Below are 2,021 nucleotides of genomic sequence, written 5' to 3' on the forward strand. Positions count from 1 at the left end.
AGAAATGACGGGGCAAACTATCTCTGAGGGCGCGCTGTGGTATATGCAAACCCGCCACCGCGTCCCCGTCGTGTTTTCAGATGACCTGCGCGCCCAAACGCTCGCCACCATCGCCGCCGTGCGCGATCTCCTAAGCAGCGGCCAAACTCCTCCGCCCGACTACGGCAAACGCTGCAAAGCCTGCTCGCTGGTGGAAATTTGCCAGCCGGAGTTGTTGGGAAAGCGGGATAGGAGTGCGGGGTATGTGGCAGGGTTATTTGAGGATTAATAAAAAGAGAATAAACAGATTAGGGTTAGATTAGGGTTATTTAAGAAATTAGATATTGACAGTTATTTTCTTAAATAAAAATAGATTTATTTATTTTAAATAAAGGAATGTATATGGAAATTAAAAATATTAATGATTTTGTGAGCGTATTGAAAGAATTAGGAAACCCTGAGCGAGGATACACTCGTTTTTTTCGAGGACACTCAAAATTATCTTATCAACTTAAACCTAGCATTTATCGACCTGATGAAAAAAATAGTCCATCAGTTCCTGATTATCTTATTAAAAATGAAAATAATATCATTCGAGATGTCGTGATTAATTGCCCGGATGCATTTAATTCAAGTGATACACTTTTTGAAAAATTGGTTAAGTTGCAACACTATGGTTATGCAACTAGATTACTGGATTTAACATCTAATGCACTAGTTGCATTATATTTCGCTTGTTCGAAAATTAATGATAATGATGAAGATGGAGAGTTGGTTATTTTAGATATTCCTAATTTAGATATTAAATATGATGATAGCGATGTTGTTTCTATTTTATCAGCTATAAGTTTAAGAAAAAGTGATTTTAATATTAAGAATTATATAAATTTCTCAAAACAGGTAGCTGATTTAAAAAAGCATACTAGTATGATTAAAAATGATAAATTACAAGAGAATGTACCTGATGATGTCAAAAGTATTATCTCTAAAGTGGAAGATAATCTGAGTTTGTTATTTGGGGAGTTAATAGATAAAGCAAGTAATGAAATTTATGAGAATAAATATAAGGAAATATTTAACAAACAACCTGAGATAGCAAGACTTTTACATGATATTAGGAAAGATAAACCTAGTTTTTCACCCGTCATTGAGCCAACAGATTTTAATAGGGTTGTGTGCGTTAAGGCAAAATTGAATAATCCTAGAATCATTAGACAGCAAGGCAGTTTTCTTTTATTTGGTATTCATGATCAAAAAATAGATTATGCAACTGTTCCAAATGATTGGAAAAAAATGTTGAAGCAAGAGCCTATTTTAATTAAGAATAATTGCAAAAAGGATATTTTAGAGGAGTTAAAATATTTTGGTATTAGTAAGCAAAATTTATTTCCTGAATTAGACTCCCAAGCTAGGGAAATTATGGATAAATATCAAATTAAATAAAAACAAAAGGAAATCAATATTGGGGAGACTGAATCATTGTACTTGAGTTACGGCGTTCCGCTTAACCCAACCTACCATTTTTCAGGTAGCTTAACCATCGCCCCAAAAGTGCGGTCAAAATCCAAGGAGTTTCCCATGCGCAAACTGCAAAACACGCTCTACATCACCACCCAAGGCAGTTATCTGCATAAGGAGCGGGAGACGTTGGTGGTGGAGCAGGAGCGTAAGAAGGTGGCGCAGTTGCCAGTGCATTCCATCGGACATATTTTCTGCTTTGGGAATGTGCTGGTGTCGCCGTTTTTGCTAGGGTTTTGCGGCGAAAATAATGTGAATTTGGCGTTTTTTACCGAAAACGGACGTTTCTTAGGGCGGCTTTAGGGGCGGCAGAGCGGTAATGTGCTGCTACGACGGGTGCAGTATCGGGTGTCGGAGCAAAATCCCGTGCCGATTGCGCGCAATATCATTGCGGCAAAGATTCGGGCGAGCCCGAAACGCGCAAGGGCGTGCGCTTTGAGCGGACAGTGCATGTATTGGCGGAGAAACTGGGTATCAGCGGCGTATTGGATTTGGTGGAAGTGGATACGAAAACAGGCCGTCTG

2 protein-coding genes and 2 pseudogenes are annotated in these 2,021 nt (G+C 38.7%); all 4 read left to right on the forward strand.

The genetic code is table 11. From position 1 onward, the window contains the following. Positions 1–268, forward strand: a 268-nt coding sequence (locus Q9I99_RS11125) for a CRISPR-associated protein Cas4 (protein WP_304666231.1), incomplete at its 5' end; no start/stop codon positions are given. A 113-nt stretch (positions 269–381) separates the two neighbouring features. Then, positions 382–1,422, forward strand: a complete 1,041-nt coding sequence (locus tag Q9I99_RS11130) for an FRG domain-containing protein (protein WP_301668563.1) — start codon at positions 382–384, stop codon at positions 1,420–1,422. Positions 1,423–1,557: 135 nt separating this feature from the next. Then, positions 1,558–1,914 (forward strand): annotated as a pseudogene (locus tag Q9I99_RS11135) (CRISPR-associated endonuclease Cas1); the annotation flags it as partial. Further along, positions 1,896–2,021: pseudogene (locus Q9I99_RS11140) on the forward strand (CRISPR-associated protein Cas4); the annotation flags it as partial. The pseudogenes Q9I99_RS11135 and Q9I99_RS11140, both read left to right, overlap by 19 nt.

The sequence above is a fragment of the Neisseria basseii genome (assembly GCF_962707005.1).
In the GTDB taxonomy this organism is placed as follows: domain Bacteria; phylum Pseudomonadota; class Gammaproteobacteria; order Burkholderiales; family Neisseriaceae; genus Neisseria; species Neisseria bergeri.

Bases quoted from the DNA above. Each gene is read 5' to 3' on its own strand.
- Q9I99_RS11130 (WP_301668563.1), top strand. From the start codon at position 382: ATGGAAATTAAAAATATTAATGATTTTGTGAGCGTATTGAAAGAATTA.